This window comes from Nocardia sp. NPDC046473 (assembly GCF_040645995.1).
Taxonomy (GTDB): Bacteria; Actinomycetota; Actinomycetes; order Mycobacteriales; family Mycobacteriaceae; genus Nocardia.
Map to the genome: position 1 here is coordinate 694,765 of NZ_JBEYZJ010000004.1, position 15,473 is coordinate 710,237.

The 15,473-nt window shown below is 67.5% G+C and carries 14 protein-coding genes; 3 read left to right on the top strand and 11 right to left on the bottom strand.

Annotated elements, in window-relative coordinates:
* Nucleotides 1-17 precede the first annotated feature (17 nt).
* From ABZ942_RS17345 to ABZ942_RS17395, 11 genes are all read right to left on the bottom strand, one after another.
* Entirely contained in the window at nucleotides 18-857 is an 840-nt protein-coding gene (locus ABZ942_RS17345) for a DegV family protein (RefSeq protein ID WP_357382959.1), read from the bottom strand.
* Between the two features lie 3 nt (nucleotides 858-860).
* The gene (gene octT, locus ABZ942_RS17350; RefSeq protein WP_357382961.1) at nucleotides 861-1,556 is read right to left on the bottom strand and encodes a diglucosylglycerate octanoyltransferase; all 696 of its coding nucleotides are present in this window, start codon (nucleotides 1,554-1,556) and stop codon (nucleotides 861-863) included.
* 589 nt (nucleotides 1,557-2,145) lie between these two features.
* The gene (locus ABZ942_RS17355) at nucleotides 2,146-2,805 is read right to left on the bottom strand and encodes a histidine phosphatase family protein (RefSeq protein ID WP_357382963.1); all 660 of its coding nucleotides are present in this window, start codon (nucleotides 2,803-2,805) and stop codon (nucleotides 2,146-2,148) included.
* 129 nt (nucleotides 2,806-2,934) lie between these two features.
* Nucleotides 2,935-3,351: a ribosome silencing factor gene (gene rsfS, locus ABZ942_RS17360; protein ID WP_357382965.1), complete on the bottom strand. Its 417-nt coding sequence runs from the start codon at nucleotides 3,349-3,351 to the stop codon at nucleotides 2,935-2,937.
* A gap of 26 nt (nucleotides 3,352-3,377) precedes the next feature.
* The gene (nadD, locus tag ABZ942_RS17365; RefSeq protein WP_150403063.1) at nucleotides 3,378-4,019 is read right to left on the bottom strand and encodes a nicotinate-nucleotide adenylyltransferase; all 642 of its coding nucleotides are present in this window, start codon (nucleotides 4,017-4,019) and stop codon (nucleotides 3,378-3,380) included.
* 166 nt (nucleotides 4,020-4,185) lie between these two features.
* Nucleotides 4,186-6,780 (bottom strand): hypothetical protein, encoded by a 2,595-nt coding sequence (locus ABZ942_RS17370; RefSeq protein WP_357382967.1) that lies wholly within the window; start codon nucleotides 6,778-6,780, stop codon nucleotides 4,186-4,188.
* A gap of 3 nt (nucleotides 6,781-6,783) precedes the next feature.
* A complete protein-coding gene (locus ABZ942_RS17375) occupies nucleotides 6,784-8,634 on the bottom strand; it encodes an HSP90 family protein (protein ID WP_357382969.1) in 1,851 nt (616 codons plus the stop codon).
* A 70-nt stretch (nucleotides 8,635-8,704) separates the two neighbouring features.
* The gene (locus ABZ942_RS17380; RefSeq protein WP_357382971.1) at nucleotides 8,705-9,046 is read right to left on the bottom strand and encodes an MmcQ/YjbR family DNA-binding protein; all 342 of its coding nucleotides are present in this window, start codon (nucleotides 9,044-9,046) and stop codon (nucleotides 8,705-8,707) included.
* A gap of 9 nt (nucleotides 9,047-9,055) precedes the next feature.
* Entirely contained in the window at nucleotides 9,056-10,483 is a 1,428-nt protein-coding gene (locus ABZ942_RS17385) for a VWA domain-containing protein (RefSeq protein WP_357382973.1), read from the bottom strand.
* Between the two features lie 4 nt (nucleotides 10,484-10,487).
* Nucleotides 10,488-11,372, bottom strand: a complete 885-nt coding sequence (locus ABZ942_RS17390; RefSeq protein WP_357382975.1) for a MoxR family ATPase — start codon at nucleotides 11,370-11,372, stop codon at nucleotides 10,488-10,490.
* 44 nt (nucleotides 11,373-11,416) lie between these two features.
* Entirely contained in the window at nucleotides 11,417-12,682 is a 1,266-nt protein-coding gene (locus ABZ942_RS17395) for a glutamate-5-semialdehyde dehydrogenase (RefSeq protein ID WP_357382977.1), read from the bottom strand.
* A gap of 84 nt (nucleotides 12,683-12,766) precedes the next feature.
* On the opposite strand from ABZ942_RS17395, the gene ABZ942_RS17400 reads away from it, so the two are divergent.
* From ABZ942_RS17400 to ABZ942_RS17410, 3 genes are all read left to right on the top strand, one after another.
* The gene (locus tag ABZ942_RS17400; protein WP_357382979.1) at nucleotides 12,767-12,973 is read left to right on the top strand and encodes a DUF2510 domain-containing protein; all 207 of its coding nucleotides are present in this window, start codon (nucleotides 12,767-12,769) and stop codon (nucleotides 12,971-12,973) included.
* Between the two features lie 11 nt (nucleotides 12,974-12,984).
* On the top strand, nucleotides 12,985-13,863 hold the full coding sequence (locus ABZ942_RS17405) for a ribokinase (protein ID WP_357382981.1): 879 nt from the start codon (nucleotides 12,985-12,987) through the stop codon (nucleotides 13,861-13,863).
* Nucleotides 13,864-14,102: 239 nt separating this feature from the next.
* On the top strand, nucleotides 14,103-15,473 hold the full coding sequence (locus tag ABZ942_RS17410) for a glutamine synthetase family protein (RefSeq protein WP_357382983.1): 1,371 nt from the start codon (nucleotides 14,103-14,105) through the stop codon (nucleotides 15,471-15,473).

Consider the following 15,473-nt stretch of genomic DNA (forward strand, 5'->3'; position numbering starts at 1 on the left):
GACGCGATGGCCACGGGTTAGGCGCCGCCCGGGAGGACTAGGACACCTACCGCACCGACGCCGAGATGGACGCCCAAGGCAGGGCCGAATTCGGCGACGATCAGCTCGTGGATGCCGGGGATCAGGTCGCGGAGCTGTGCGGCGACAGTGTGGGCGGCCTCTTCGGCACCGAGGTGTTGGACCGCGACGGCGGCGCCATCCTCACCCGCCGCATCGACAGCTGCCGCAACGAGTTTCGCGAAAGCCTTGGAGCGCGTGCGAACCTTCTCACGGAGTTCGAGGCGACCCTCGACGATCTGCAGCAGGGGCTTGGTGACCAGCTCACTGCCGAAAAACGCGGCGGCGGAACTCAATCGGCCGCCGCGACGCAACTGTTCGGTGCGATTCACCAGGATGAACGTGCGCGCCCGGCTCGACGCGGCAACCGCGGTGTCGTAGACGATATCGAGCGGCGCTCCAGCGCGTGCGCGACGCGCGGCAGCCAAAACCGGCAACCCGGTGGCCAGCCCCGCGCCGAGCGAATCTACGAGACGCACTCGATCAGCGGCATCCATATCCCGGACGGCCTGCCTACCCGCCTCCCAAGTACCGGAGAGTTGACGCGAAATATGCACCGCGACAACACCATCGCTGTCACTGAGCTCCCAGGCCTGTTCGTAGACGGCGCGCAACTCGCCCGGCGATGCCGCCGAGGTGGTCACCGTGTCCGAGGCATAATCGATGTCGACAGGGTCGACGCCCTCGCGGATCGCGCGGTCACCGATCAGGACATGCAGTGGTACGACGGCGATATCGAGCTCGGCGGCGAGTTCGGCAGGGAGGCTGGCGGACGAATCTGTCACGACCACGACGGCCACGGACTACCGAACCTCCTGCAGGGTCTTCACCATCGCGTTGGCCACCGCGGTATGCCCGGCCCAGCCCCAGTGGATACCGTCCGGGTTCGCATCGCCGGAAAAGATGTTGTCGCGCACGGCTTCACCGAGATCGACCAGCGGCACCGAGGTGCGAGCCGACCACGCGCGCAGCGCCTGCACCGCACGCTCACGTCCGGAATGCACGCGCCCGTAGGCATCGCAGTTGTGCACGGACGGCAGCACCGCGACGAACGGCAGCTCAGGCCGCAAGTGCGCCAACGCTTCCCGCGACTGCTCCAGGTAGTCCACGCTCACCTTCGGCGGAAGCGCAACGGGCCGACCGAGTTTCGACAGCTTGGGCTGCAGCCAGGTGTAGGTGGCACGCACGCCACGGCGCAGAACCGGCGGGCGGATGTAGCGGATCAGCTCACGCAACGCGGTCGGCAGCGGCGAGGGCAGGGAATCCATGCCGCCGACGGCGAACACCACCGCGCCGGCGCGCGGCACAGCCGCCCACACCCGCGGATCACCGATCAACGCCCAGTACGCGTCCCGGCAGGTCCAGCCGATCCGGCCGACCACCTCGACATCCCAATCCAGCTCGGCCCCAACAAGGTTCGGCCAGATCTGCGGATGATCGGCGGGCAACCCGCCCTTGGGCCCGAAGTAGGACAACGAATCGGCGATCACCAGCAGCACCGGCCGCCTCGACGCACCATCAGAAACGACGGCGCCAGATTCGTCCGCCGCGGCGGAAACGGCCGCGGGTTCAGTCGCCGAGTCCGACCCGACAGCTGGTCCAACAGACGCGGAAACCGATGCGTCAGCGCCGACGGCAGCTACTTCGACGGAATCGGCTGCGGCATCGCCTGATTCATTTTGTGCGACAACCGGCACGGAAGCATCCGCAGCCGCGTTCGATACGGAACCGACTGCAGCACTGACCGATTCGCGAGCCGGCACCGCGAGCGAGGTCGCAGCGTCGACCGACGCACCCCGACTTGCGGATTCGGCAGAATCGCCCCGGCCATCAGCACCCTGCGCCACAGACTCATCGGACGTTCCGCCGACCGCTGCCGTCCGATCAGGAGGTGGGTCAACAGAACTGGCGGGAACGGAACCCTCGGGTTCGGACGGCCCCTCGCCCTCGTCCGTGCCCGACTCAGCAGGTTCGGGCTCGACCACCGGAGATACCGGGGGCGGGCCGAACAGCGCGTCCGGGACAGAACGTTCCGGTTTGGCCGAAGCCTTCCGGAACAGTTCATCCGGCACCTGCCGAATCGGATCTTCAGAGGACATCCGGGGCCACCTTCGCCGATGCATTCCACACGTCAAGGCGCCAGCCGGGCTGGTCGATGCTCGGACCGTGACTGCTGAGCTGCACCCAGCTGGTGTTGGCCAGTCCGCCGAGGACGGGCCAGTTCGCTGGAGGCAGGTCGAGCAGCGCGGCCGTGAGGCCGGCGATCAGCCCGCCGTGCGCCACCAGGATGATAGTCCGGCCGGGCCAGTCCTGCCGCTCGACGAGAAGTTCCCGCACCACCGGCAACGACCGCGCGCCGACCTCGAGTTTGCTCTCCCCGTTGGGCGGCCGGTAGGTGGCGTCGAGCCGCCAGGCCTGGCGCGCGCCGGGATAGTCGGCGTCGACCTCGAGGTGGGTCAACCCCTCCCAGTCGCCGAGATCGGTTTCGCGTAGTCGCGGATCGGGCACCACATCGAGTGACGTGTGATCGGCCAGGGCGGAAGCGGTCTCGAAGGCGCGGCGCAGATCCGAGGAGATGATGGCGATCGCGTTATGCGAAACCAGTTCGCGCGCAGCTTCTTTCGCCTGACGGCGGCCGAGTTCGGTGAGATCGGTGTCGATCTGGCCCTGCATCCGGTCGGCGGCGTTCCATTCGGTCTGTCCGTGCCGCAACAGGATCAGGTTGCGCACGTGGGCATACTTACTCACGACTGCACCTCGCTGACGCTCGGCTCCGTCATGCGCAAAGGCGCGCTGTGCCCTCGGCTCGCTCGCTGACGCTCGCTCACGGTCGCGCCTTTCTGACGCTCGACGCTGCCCTACCGATGACTCGCTCGTTCACTCGGCGTCGCTCTCCGCGTCGCCGTTCACCGCCGCGGCCCGCGCGTCCGGTCCGCCGATGCCGTCCACCGGCACCACCGGGCAGTCCTTCCACAACCGTTCCAGCGCATAGAAATTGCGCTCGTCGTTGTGTTGGACGTGCACCACGACATCGACGTAGTCGAGCAGCGCCCAGCGACCCTCGCGGGTGCCCTCGCGCCGAACCGGCTTGTGCCCGGCCTCGCGCAGCTTGTCTTCGATGTTGTCGACGATGGCGTTCACCTGACGCTCGTTCGGCGCGGAGGCGATGACGAAGCAGTCGGTGATCACCAACTGCTCGGACACGTCGAGCACCACCACGTCGAGCGCCAACTTCTCGTCCGCCGCCCGCGCCGCAACCTGCGCGATCTCGACCGACTCCACAGAGGCACTCATAACTGCCCCCCGCTACGCTCGCTCACTCAGCTACCTTCCGCTCCTGCGGGCACATAGAGGTGCCGCTTAGATATGTACTGCACCACGCCATCGGGGACGAGGTACCACACCGGCCGGTTCTCGGCGGCGCGGCGACGGCATTCGCTCGACGAGATCGCCAGCGCCGGGATTTCGACCATCGTCACCGCATCGGCCGGAAGATCGCGCAGATGTTCCTCGAGATGATCGGTATTCAGCTCGTACCCCGGACGGCTCACCCCGACAAACCTCGCCAGTTCGAACAGTTCGGCCCAATCCTGCCATGTCAGGATGTTGGCCAGCGCATCCGCTCCGGTGATGAAGTACAGCTCGGCGTCCGGATGCCGGTCGCGCATCTCCCGCAGCGTGTCTACGGTGTAGGTGACCTTTTCCCGGTCGATGTCCGCGCGACTGACCGAGAAACTGGGGTTGGAGGCGGTCGCGATCACGGTCATGAGGTAGCGATCCTCCGCCGGACTGACCTGTTTATCGGCCTTCTGCCAGGGCTGACCGGTGGGGACGAAGATCACTTCATCGAGCGCGAACCGATTCGCGACCTCGCTGGCGGCGACCAGGTGACCGTGGTGGATGGGGTCGAAGGTGCCGCCCATCACGCCCAGTTTGCGGCCGCGCCGACCTGTCTCTTGCATGAGTGCCGAGCTTAACTGGTCGGCTCCAGGCGGCCAGGAGCGGCGCGGGCCGATTGTCGGCGCCGACAACCGCTGGATCCGCCGATGGCGCGCACGAGTTTGCCTGGCGCGAGTGATTTGGCTGGCAGATTCGTGCGCGGCCGGAGAATTTGTGCGCTTCGGCAAGCTATTCGCCCGCCAGACCGTACCCGTCCTCCGCGTCGAGCATCTCGCTCAGTTCCCGGCGGGTTTGGGCGAGCTCCTCGGCTGTCGCTCTCGAGCGGTCGTCCGTCAACTCGGCGATCAGGTTCTGCATCGCGCTGAACCATGGTCGGCCCGGTCGCTCGTCGGAGCCCCACAGTTGCAGCCAGGCCGCCGAGCGCACGCAGCGGGCTCGTGACACCACATTGCCGAGGTCGCCGAACAGTTCGGCTGCTCGCTGGTATGCGGCTACCGCTGCCGCGTCCTGATCGCAGTAGTCGAGGGCGGTGGCGGCGGACAGGGCGAGGTCGGCGTGTAGTTCGCGACGGTCGGGATCGTGCTCGACCAGTTGGGCAGCTTGGGCGAATTGCCTTGCGGCGTCCTGATATCGGCGCAATGCGTTCAAAGAGTCGCCGAATTGAGCACGGACAGTGGCAAGTTCGGCGGGCGGATAGGGAATTCCGTCCGCCGCCATCACCTGCTCGAAGAGAGCGGCCGCCTCACCGTGCCGCCGCGCGCGATGGAACGCCCGCGCGGCAATCACGGTGTGGTGCAGCAGATCCGGCTCGGACAACCCCTCCCACCTCGCGGCGGCACGCACCGCTACGTCCGCCAGATCGAGCTCACGATCCGGTTGTCCGGCGATCGCGATGACCAACTGCGAACTGAGCCGCGCGAGGTGCTCCGCAGGCAATATCCCCGCACCCACCGCCAACGCTTCCCGCAGCCGCGCTTCGGCATGCTCCGGAGCATCAGCCAACCGTGCAGCGCCGACCTCGGCCAACCGCTGCACCTCGGCCAAACGGTCAGCCTCGGAAGCGACACCCTCCGGCCACTCCTCCGGAAAGGCAGTCACCGTTCGCCCAACACCTGTGGTCAGTACAGCACCTCCCACAAACGCAGTACGACCCGTAAGGGGCGCTCCAGCGACTCGAGCCGGACCGCTCCCCCGCACTGCGCCACCTGCGCTTGCAGACGGGCTCCCGCCCGAAGGAAAGGCGCCACTCTCCGAGGTAGGGCCACCTGTTGGCGCGGTACCTGGTGCCGAACCGGCCCTGATCGCAGCGGACCCACCGCCTGCAAGCGAGGCACCGCCACCTGACGCGGTGTTCGTGCCAATGGCACCACGTGTGGAGGCCGTATCGCCCGCTGGCCGGTCATTACCCGCAGTATCTGCGCCACCCGTAGAAGCCACGCCAGCGCTACCTGCTGTTGCTGCGCCACCTGCGGAAACCACACCATCACTCATGGCAGCGGTACCACCAGCAGGTAGTCCACGGTTGGTTGCCACACCCTCCGCAGATGACGTACTGATTGCCGGAGAGGCACCGCCACCAAATTCGAGGGTAGCCGCGGAAGCGTCACCGTTCGCAGGGGAACCGGCCGCAGGGGCTGCACCGTCTGCGGCGGTACTGGCGGCGGATGACGTGCCTTCCGCATTCTCCACCGCAGGAAGGCGATCAGCCCCCGTCGCGATCCCGTTGGCCTGCGGCAGTCTGCTGCGCAATCCGAGTGGAAGTCGTTCCAGCAGTGGCTGTCTCGCCAATCGGGTGGCGACGTGAGTGCTTACCGCCGCGTTCTCGTTGCGTAGGTCGTATCGCGCGCACAGGCCTGCGATCTCTGTATCGAGTTCTGCCAGTAGGGAATCCACTGTTTCGCCGGCGACCTGTACGTAGCCGAGGCCGAGGGTGACGAGTCTGCGCAGCAGTACGCAGACGCCGGTGATGAAGGCGAGGCGGGAACCGGCGTCGGCGCCGGGGTCGGTGAGCCAGCGAGCGTGTTCGGACAAAATCTCCAGGCCGCGTCCTTCGTTGCCGGTCAGCGCACAGAACTCGATGTGCAGTGCGACCGATGGGCGCAGGCTGTCGCTGTGCCGGACCAGGGGGTAGCCGGTCAGGTGTGCGCCGCGCGCATCGGCGAAGCGGCCGGTGCGCATCAATGGGAGCAGGGCTCGAGCCAGCACGCGATGCGGTTCTTCGGCGCAGGTACGTTCGCCGTCGATGACCGGTTGCCAATGGGCGAGCGCACCCGCGTCGTCTCCCAAAGCCGCTCTGCCGGTGCCCCATTCGTCGCGCTCGCACGCATCGCAATCCGACATGCCGTCGCGCGGCGCCGCCATCGCCTCGTCCTGCAGCCGCACGCTCTCCTCGACCTGCCCCAGCTTCCGCGCCAGCTGGGCGCGCAGCGCCAACACCGGACGCAGGCTGTAACCGCGCTGGCGATAACGGGTTTCGAGCTCGTCGAACCAGCGGTACACGGTCGGCAGGGGTATCGCGGGATTGTCGATCAGCCCCCAGGTCATCCACTTGAGATACCAGTGCACCGAATGGGTCAGCGGGCCGAGCTCGGCGGGGAACTCGTCGTAGATCCGCAGCAGCCTGCCGTAGGCGACCGGCGCCAGGTCGCGTTCGCCCGCATAGGTGTAGGACTCGGCGAGCTCCAGCAGGACTCGCCCTTCCAGGTTGCGGTCCGGAGCCGACTTCGCCGCCGCCGCAAGCATTTCCAGCCGCTCGACGCGCAGTCGACCGTGCGGCAACGAGTAAACGTGCGCGAGCGCCTCATTGATCTCGGCGGTGTCCACGTTTCACTCCGTCTCTTCGCCGGTGCCCGCGGCACGTTGCGTTGCCCAGCTGAGGAATTCGCCGAAGGCGCGGTTGAGCAGCGCCGTGTCGGCCGCCCGCAGCGGGCGGTGGGTCATCAGCAGGGCCTGCCCGTACAGCGATTCCACCGCGGTCCTCAAGAAGGCGGGATCACCGATGCGGGTCAGCCTGCGTACGACCGGGCTGTGATGGTTGAGCACGAGTTGGGCGCGCGGTGCGACGGCGTCCAGCGCGCCGAGGATCTCGCTCCACAGCTCGTTCGCGCCGAGCGCGGTCTCCGCCCTGGCACGTTCGTGGCGCGCACCGCGCCCTTCGAGGTACAGCGCCGGCACCGAAACCGGATGGAAGGCACGCACAATCACGTCGCAGGACAGCGGATCGAGCACGGCGCGGGCAATGGACAGCACCGGTGTCAGCGCCAGTTCCTCGGCCGGGTCGATCGGATCCAGCGCGGCCGTGATGGCGTCGGTGTCGAGGTCGATCACCTCGACACCGGGTATCAGCTGCGGCAGCAACGCGACCAGCTCGCGGTCATAGGCGTAGCCGCCGTTGACGATCCCAATCCCCTGCGCCGCCGCGGTCGACGCCACCTGACGGAACTCCTCCACCGTCGACGTCACCCGCATCACTGGGTGTTTTCGCGCGAACTCGGTCAGCGGTAGTCGCCCGTCGGTGGTCTCGAAGGTCAAGTGCGGCAGCATGATCCGGAACAGCTCCGCCGAATGCCGGGCCATCGCCTTGACACCGAGGGCATGCACCGCGAGGAACGCGGCCAGCCGCTGCGGCTGCTCGGCCGCGATCTCGGTGAGCCAGTCGCGCACTCGATCGCCGAGCACCTCGCGGATGATGGCGAGCCGTTCATCCTCGTAAAGCCCCTCGCGAGACGCGGTCGGCCGCAACGAATCGGTGTCGATCACGCACCGCACGAAAAACGCCCAGTCCGGCAGCAGTCCACGCACCGCGTCGCCCAGCAGCATGCCCTTCAGATACACCCGGTGCGCGCTGCTCTCGGCCGGATTGCCCGGCTGCGCAAGCACATACGCGACGCCGCTGACGCCGGCCAGTTCCGCGTCCAGGTCGATCACGTCGAGTGGTTCGAATCCGAGTGTGCGCTCGCCGAATTCGAGCAGCGCCTCGCGTCGCGCCATGGCGGACGGATAGTGGCGATGCCACACGGCCGGACCATCGGTGACCGGGACGATGATGCCGTCGGACTCGACCGTCACCGCATACGGCAGCAATGAACCGTATTCGCGGGCGAGTTCGATCACCCGGCGCGGCACGAACCACGACTCGGCGCCGGCCCGCGGCGTCAGATGCACCATGGTTCCGGGCTCGGGATACTCCGCGGGCTCCAGCAGACGCACCGAGTAGGTGCCGTCGGCCGCGGCCAGCCATTCGACCGGCGCGGCCGCCCGATCCTCGGCGGACCGGGTGACCACCCGGATCCGCTCGGCCACGGTGAAGCAGGCGAGCAGCCCGATGCCGAACTGCCCGAGGAACTCTCGCCGCGCGCCCGCGATGTCGTCCCGCTTCGACGATCGGCCGATGGTCGCCAGGAAGCGGTGCACGTCCGCCTCGGTCAGGCCGACCCCGGGATCGGTGATCCGCAAGCCGGTCGCATCGATGCTGATCCGAATCGCGGTAGGCGCCAATCGGTCTCGCTGCGCACGCGCGGTGACGGCGTCTACCGCGTTCTGCAATAACTCACGCAGATACACCCGAGGGCTGGAGTACAGGTGGTGAGAGAGTAAGTCGACGATCCCCCGCAGATCCACCTGAAACGTATAGCTGTCCCGCACCGCCGCCACACCATTGGGCGTTCTCTCCACCATGGTGGGCAATCCTTGCGCCAGGCCCCAATGGTTCGCTTAACAATCGCTGATGACGCCGACTAAGCGCTGATCAAGCCTTCGGCCGCTTGGACTTCGGCAGCTTGCGCACGATCGCGTCATAGGACTGATCGACCAGTTCCCGCAGCTCATCGTCGGGTATCGCACCATCGAGCTTGATCCCGTTCCAGCCGAACCGCCCGATGTACGACGACGCCGTCACGTCGTTCGGATACACCCGAATCAGCTCGTCGGCCTCCTCGCGGGTGCGGCCGCACTTGAGCCCCACCGAGGTCTCCCCGAGGAACGCGAAGATCTTGTCGCCGACCTTCGCGACCACGTCGCCTTCCCACGGTTCGTCTTGCCGAGCACCGGGTTTCGCGAGGCAGTACTTCAGCAGCTGCTTGCCGTTCATGTCCACTCCTCACACGGGCAGCAGCATCGACACCACTGCCGTCAGTTGGCTGGCCGAGCGACATTCGTGCATCTCGATCACCTGCCGGTATTTATCGGCAGCGGAATCGCCCGAACCCCAGTTGGTTTGCATCTCCGGATTGAGCCAGTGCGCGTGCTTGGCGGTCCGTACCAGCGACCGGAGCGTTTCGAGTTCGGGATCCCGATAGTTGGTGCGCGCGTCGCCGAGGATCAGCAGTGAGCTGCGGGCGGTGACGGCATCGGGGAAGTCCCTGGCGAATCCGGCCAGCGCGTTGCCGTAGTCGGAGTGCCCGTCCATCCCGACCACGCGCGCCTCGGTGAAGATCCGGTTCATCGCCTTGTCCAGCTGGGTGCGCGGATCGAAGAACTGGGTCACCTCGTCGGTCTGGTCGACGAACGCGAAAATCCTTACCCGCGAGAATTGTTCGCGCAACGCGCTGACCAACAGCAGGGTGAAGTTGCTGAACCCCGCCACCGACCCGGACACGTCGCACAGCAGCACCAGCTCCGGCCGACCGGGCCGCGGCTTGCGGTTCACCAGATCGATGGGCACGCCACCGGTCGACATCGACTTACGCAACGTCTTCCGGAGATCGATCTCGCCGCGGCGAGAATGCCTGCGCCGCACCGCAAGTCGCGAGGCAAGAATGCGCGCGAGTCGCTGGGTGCTGCGCCGCATCTCGACCAGCTCGGATTCCGAGGCCCGCAGGAAGTCGACGTCCTCGGATTGCCGCGGCACACCATAGCTGGCGACCCGCTCCCGACCGATCCGCTCGGCCACCCGTCGCCGCGTCTCCGCCTCCACCGACGCCCGGAACGCATCGATGCGACCGCGCGCGGCCCGCCGGGCGATCTCGGTATCGAACGCGCTGGTGTCCGGCCCGGCCGCCAGCCCGGCCAGGATCTTGGCCAGCAACGTCTGCGGCTGAACATCTTTCAACGCCTGGTAGGCCGAGAACGACGACCCACTCGCCGACTGATACTGACCGAGCTGATCGACCACCTGGGCCGCCAACGCGTCCAGCCGGGCATCGTTCGCTTCCTGCATCAACAGCTCGGTGAGCAGTTCCCGCAGCGCGGCGATATCCACTTCACCCGTCGGCGTCCTGGGAATCTCGACCTCGTCGTGAGCGCCGCTCCGTTCCCCGATCGCGATCGGAAACCACAGATCGAAGAGCCGATCGAACGTCGCGCGATGCGTGGTCCGGCGCAGTAGCGAACACGCCAAACCCTCGCGCAGCACGTCACGGTCGAGCAGATCGAGCACGGTCACCACCCGGCCCGCATCCACCGTTTCCGACGGCCCCACCGGAATACCGCGCTCACGCAGCGCTTCGACGAACCCGACGAGATGACCCGGCAACCCGTGCGGCGCGGTCAGTTCCGCATCCGGCGCGGGCTGCGATCGCGCGGCCATCGACTCAGGCCAGCTTCAGCTCGGTCAGCGCACGCTGGTGATCGCTCTGATGCTTGAGCACGACACCGAGCGTGGCCCGCACTGCGGAATCGTCCAGGTCGTGCATGCCGAGCGCGAGCAGCGTGCGCCCCCAGTCGATCGACTCGGCAACCGAGGGCAGCTTCTTCAGCTGCATACCGCGCAACACGTGCACGATCCGCACCAACTGCGCGGCGACGGCGGCGGACAGCTCCGGCACCCGGCTGGCCAGGATGCGACGCTCGAGCTCCTCGTCCGGGAAGTCCAGGTGCAGGTAGAGGCAGCGACGCTTGAGCGCCTCGGACAGCTCGCGGGTGGCGTTGGAGGTCAGCACCACGAACGGCTTGCGAGTGGCGACGATGGTGCCCAGCTCGGGAACGGTCACCGCGAAATCGCTCAGCACCTCGAGCAGCAGGCCCTCGATCTCGACGTCGGCCTTGTCGGTCTCATCGATCAGCAGCACCGTCGGATCGCTGCGCCGGATCGCGGTGAGCAGCGGCCGCGACAGCAGGAATTCCTCGGTGAAGACGTCGGCTTTCGTTTCTTCCCAGTCGTTTTCGCTGGACGCCTGGATCCGCAGGATCTGCTTGGCGTGGTTCCACTCGTACAACGCGCGGGCCTCATCGACGCCCTCGTAGCACTGCAGCCGGACCAGTTCGGCGCCGGAGGTCTGCGCGACCGCCCTGGCCAGCTCGGTCTTGCCGACACCGGCCGGACCCTCGATGAGCAGCGGCTTGCCGAGCCGGTCGGCCAGGAACACCGAGGTGGCGGTGGCCTTGTCGGCGAGGTAGCCGGTGCTGGCCAGCTGATCGATCACATCGTCGACCGAGGTGAAGATCGGCTCCTGGGTCGTCTCGGAGGTGGGGGCCACGTGCAGTCCTTCCTTGGCAACGAGCGAGGCTCGCTCCCTGATACCTATACCGGCCGGATCTGGCCGTCGCCCCACACGATCCACTTGGTGGAGGTCAGCTCCGGTAGCGCCATGGGTCCGCGGGCGTGCAGCTTCTGAGTGGAGATGCCGATCTCGGCGCCGAAGCCGAATTGCTCACCGTCGGTGAACGCGGTTGAAGCATTCACCATGACGGCCGCGGCGTCGACTCGGCTGGTGAATTCGCGGGCCGCGGCCAGGTCACCGGTGACGATGGCCTCGGTGTGCCCGGTGCCCCAGGTGTTGATGTGCTCGATGGCCGCGTCGAGGCCGTCGACCACCTTGAGCGCGATGTCGAGGGTGAGGTACTCCTCGCCCCAGTCCTTGCTGTTCGCGGGCACCAGCCCGGGCAGGTCGCCGTGCACGGTGACGCCGTGCCGTTCCAGCGCCTCGATCAGCTTGGGCACCGCGACGGTGGCGACCGCGTCGTCGATGAGCACCGTCTCGGCGGCATTGCAGACGCTGGGGCGGCGGGTCTTGGCATTGATCAGGATCTGCTCGGCCATCTCCAGGTCGGCGGCCGCGTGCACGTAGACGTGGCAGTTGCCGGTGCCGGTCTCGATGGTGGGCACGGTGGCGTCGCGGACGACGGCACTGATCAGGCCGGCGCCGCCGCGCGGGATGACCACGTCGACCAGGCCGCGGGCCTGGATCAGGTGAGTCACGCTGGACCGGTCCGCGCTGGGCAGCAGCTGCACGGCGTCGGCCGGAAGACCCTGTGCGACAAGGGATTCCCGCAGCACCGCGACCAGCGCGGCATTGGAGTGCGCGGCCGAGGAGGAGCCGCGCAGCAGCACCGCGTTGCCTGACTTCAGCGTGAGGCCGAACGCGTCGACGGTGACGTTCGGTCTGGCCTCGTAGACCATGCCGATCACGCCGAGTGGCACCCGGACCTGACGGGTTTCCAGGCCGTTCGGCAGCACCGAACCGCGCACGATCTCGCCGATCGGATCGGGCAGACCGGCCACTTGGCGCAGGCCGGAGGCGATGCCATCGATCCGGGATTTGGTGAGCCGCAGCCGGTCGATCAGCGATTCTTCGACGTTGGCGGCCTGCGCTGCGAGCACGTCCTCGGTATTGGCGTCGAGTACCGCGTCGGCCGCGCCGAGCAGGGCGTCGGCGGCGGCGTGCAGTGCCTCGTTCTTCTGCGCCGTGGTCAGCTGCGCCAAAACACGCGACGCGACCCGAGCCTTGCGTGCGGCATCGTGCACCACCTCGCGGACGTCCGGCTCGGTCGTCGTTCCTACCGTCATGGGTACAGCCTACTGACCCGGTCCAAGGCAGAATCCACCGCTGCGCATCGCCCGCCGTTCGGTCCGTGGTCACATGTTCAGGTGATGGAACTGGGTCTGCTGCTGGTCGTGACCATCGTTCTGATCATTGTGATCGCCAGTGTCATTGTGGTCGCCGGGAAGTCCCGACCCCGGCCTGCGGTACCGCCGATCTCCGGTCCGGGCTGGTACCCCGACCCGGCGGATCCGCGCATCGTCCGCTGGTTCGACGGGTACCGGTGGACGGATCAGACGCAGCAGCGCCTCTACTAGCCTTTGACGGCATGGCCGAAAAGACGGACGTTCCCTCGATCGCGGTGCTCGGCAGTATCAACATGGACCTGGTCACCACCACCGATCGGCGGCCGGTGCCCGGCGAGACGGTGCTCGGGACCGGCTTCGCGATGGTGCCGGGCGGGAAGGGCTCGAATCAGGCGATCGCCGCGCAGCGGGCCGGTGGCGCGGTGCGGTTTCTCGGGGCGGTCGGGGACGACGTGTTCGCGGCCGAATTGCGGGGCGTGCTGACGGATTCCGGGGTGGACGTCGACCGGCTGCGCATGGTGGACGGGCCGAGTGGTGTCGCCGCGATCGTGGTGGACGGTGGCGGCGAGAACAGCATCATCGTGGTCGGCGGCGCGAATGCCAGGATGACCGAGCTGACCGAGGCAGACCTCGACGCGATCGCCGCCGCCGATATTCTGCTGTGCCAGTTGGAGATTCCGATCGATACGGTGGTGGCCGGGGCGCGGCATGCCCGCGCGAACGGCACCACGGTGCTGCTCAATCCCTCCCCCACCCAAGACCTCCCCGCCGAACTATGGGCGAACGTCGATGTGGCGGTGGTGAATTCGGGTGAGGCCGAACAGCTCGGCGCCGCCCTCGACCCCGTCGCCCATGTGGTCGTGACGTGCGGCGCGGACGGCGCGACCTATCGCGGCCCAGGCGGCAAACAGCTGTCCCAGCCGAGTCCCGAGGTCGACGTCATCGACACCACCGGTGCGGGCGACACCTTCACCGGAGCGCTGGCCGCCGCCTGGCACCATGGCCCCGAATATGCCCTGACCTGGGCAGGCGCCGCCGGTGCTCTCGCCACTACCAAGCTCGGCGCCAGCTCCTCCATTCCCACCGAGGCCGAGATCCGCGCCGCTTTGCCCGCGAACTAGCGACCGCCACAGCATCTGCACCCGCTCTCGGAATCCGCCGCGGGCATTCGGCGTGCGGACAGCAGCACGTCGAGAGACCACCGGATTTCTGCGCGAATCCGGTGGCACACATCGTGATCGGCTTGCACATCGGTCCTGCGGCCCGACGGGCCGATTCACCAAGTCGCTCTCGGGTGATCCGAGCGCCACGGGAGGAAACGCGCCGCCGGAGGACATCTCGCGGACTATCGTTGACGTTCATGCCCACCATGCCGGAGCGCATTCCGTCCGAAGGCGACAACGAAGCGGTGATCGGCAGGTTGGATGCCGACATCGTGGCGCTGACCTTTGTCGACAATGCCGGGATCACCAGGGTCAAGACGGTGCCGATGCGGCGGCTGGCGCAGGCCGTGCGGAACGGGGTCGGGGTGTCGCCCTGCTTCGAGACGTTCGCCTTCGATGATCTGATGACGGCCGGTAAGTACCTCGGCGGGCCGGACGGGGATCTGCGGCTGGTCCCGGATCTGTCCGTGTTGACCGAGCTTGCCTGCCAACCTGGTTGGGCGTGGGCGCCGACCAACAAATACACCCAGGACGGGACGCCCTTCGCCGCCTGTCAGCGCGGATTCGCCACCCGGCAGGCCGAGGCGGCGCGGCAGGCCGGAATTCAGCTGTCCATGGCGTTCGAGACCGAATGGGCTGTTGGCCAGGGCGACACACAGGACTTCACCCCGGCCGCCTACGGACCCGCTTACGGCCTGGTGCGGCTCGGGCAGGTGGCCGACTACGCGCGGGAACTGGTCGCGATTCTGGACCGGCAAGGCATCCTCGTCGACCAGTTCCATCCGGAATACTCACCGGGCCAATTGGAACTGTCCATTCAACCGTCCGATCCGGTCGGCGCCGCCGACGACGCGGTGCTGGTGCGGCACACCATCCGGCAGGTGAGCCTGCAGTACGGCTGGCGCGCGTTGCTCGCCCCGTGCCTCGAGCCCGGCGGCACCGGTTCTGGTGCGCACCTGCACTTTTCGGCACAGGACGACCAGGGCCCGCTGTTCGCCACCGGCGACGGTCCGTACGGCATGCGCCGGACCGGTGAGGCGTTCCTCGCCGGAATACTGCGTGAGTTGCCCGCGCTCGTCGCGGTGGGCGCGGGTAATCCGGCGAGCTTCCTGAGGCTGGTGCCGTCGCGGTGGGCGGGCGTCTGGCAATGTTGGGGCCGGGAAGCCCGCGAGGCGGCACTGCGTTTCATCACCGGAGTACGCGGTACCGAAGAGTGGGCGGCCAACGCCGAGGTCAAATGCTTTGATGCGACCGGGAATCCGTATCTGATCGTGGGTTCGGTGATCGCCGCCGGACTGGCCGGTGTCGCCGAGCAACTGCGGCTTCCCGCCGAAATCAGCGGCGACCCGGTCACCTTCGATGCCGAACAGCTGCTGATCTCCGGCGTGCGCAGGCTGCCGACCCGCCCCGCCGAGGCGGCCGACCGACTGGCGGACTCCGCGGTGCTGGCCGAGGCGATGGGCCCCGAATTGCACGACGCGCTGCTCACCGTGCGCCGCGCCGAGGCGGACCGCTATCAGAGCACCAGCCCCGAAGAGCTTGTCGCGCTGACCCGTTGGCGGTTCTGA

Coding starts and splice junctions, on each gene's coding strand:
- rsfS (WP_357382965.1), bottom strand. CDS start 3,351: ATGAGTGCCTCTGTGGAGTCGGTCGAGATCGCGCAGGTTGCGGCGCGG.
- nadD (WP_150403063.1), bottom strand. CDS start 4,019: ATGCAAGAGACAGGTCGGCGCGGCCGCAAACTGGGCGTGATGGGCGGC.
- ABZ942_RS17375 (WP_357382969.1), bottom strand. CDS start 8,634: ATGGTGGAGAGAACGCCCAATGGTGTGGCGGCGGTGCGGGACAGCTAT.
- ABZ942_RS17380 (WP_357382971.1), bottom strand. CDS start 9,046: ATGAACGGCAAGCAGCTGCTGAAGTACTGCCTCGCGAAACCCGGTGCT.
- ABZ942_RS17385 (WP_357382973.1), bottom strand. CDS start 10,483: ATGGCCGCGCGATCGCAGCCCGCGCCGGATGCGGAACTGACCGCGCCG.
- ABZ942_RS17395 (WP_357382977.1), bottom strand. CDS start 12,682: ATGACGGTAGGAACGACGACCGAGCCGGACGTCCGCGAGGTGGTGCAC.
- ABZ942_RS17400 (WP_357382979.1), top strand. CDS start 12,767: ATGGAACTGGGTCTGCTGCTGGTCGTGACCATCGTTCTGATCATTGTG.
- ABZ942_RS17405 (WP_357382981.1), top strand. CDS start 12,985: ATGGCCGAAAAGACGGACGTTCCCTCGATCGCGGTGCTCGGCAGTATC.
- ABZ942_RS17410 (WP_357382983.1), top strand. CDS start 14,103: ATGCCCACCATGCCGGAGCGCATTCCGTCCGAAGGCGACAACGAAGCG.